The organism is Amycolatopsis sp. SID8362, from assembly GCF_010550475.1.
GTDB lineage: Bacteria > Actinomycetota > Actinomycetes > Mycobacteriales > Pseudonocardiaceae > Amycolatopsis > Amycolatopsis eburnea.
This window is the reverse complement of record NZ_JAAGNB010000476.1, coordinates 1-636: the sequence shown is the minus strand read 5'-3', so window position 1 is coordinate 636 and position 636 is coordinate 1. Positions and strand designations below refer to the sequence as shown.

The following is a 636-nucleotide window of genomic DNA, read 5'->3' as shown; positions in this document are numbered from 1 at the left end:
ACCGCGCCTGCGTTTCGCCGGGGCACGCCGGTGCTCGCGCGGCCGGTGCCCGGGTCGTCATCCGAACTGCCGGGCGATCGCGCGCGCCGCGTAGTCCGCGCCGTAGACGAACCGCATGACCGGGCCGAACGAGCTGGCGACCGCCGGGCCCGCGAACGACAGCCCGGGAACGCTGGAGCGGAACCCGGCGCCGACCCACGGCGCCCCGCCGATCCGCCGCAGCCGGGTCCGCAGGTGCTCGTCGAGGAACGACAGCTGCCCGACGGCCGGCCGGTATCCGGTCGCGGCGATGACGTGCTCGGTCTCCACCTGCGTCGTCCCGTCCGGTGCGGCGAGCCGAAGCCGCACACCGCCGTTCACCGTTTCGCAGCCGACGACCGACCGCTCGAGCAGGACCGGGAACTCGCCTTCGGTGCGTGAGCGCAGCCACCACGCGCCGGCCGGGCCGAGCGCGGTCCGGGCCCGGTGGACCCGCACGTTCGGCGGCAGCCTGCGGTAGAGCCGCGGCCGCGTCGAGTAGAACCACGTCGACCAGCCGGAACCCAGCCCGGCTTCGGGTTCGCGCAGCCGGCGCAGGACCGGGCGGTCGCCGGCCAGCGGCGGGCCGTTCCAGACCAGCCGCGGTGCCCGCGCCAC

The 636-nt window shown here is 76.6% G+C and carries 1 pseudogene; it reads right to left on the bottom strand.

The features are described 5' to 3' along the window. Nucleotides 1–57: 57 nt before the first annotated feature. Nucleotides 58–636 (bottom strand): annotated as a pseudogene (locus tag G3I65_RS14695) (dimethylaniline monooxygenase); the annotation flags it as partial.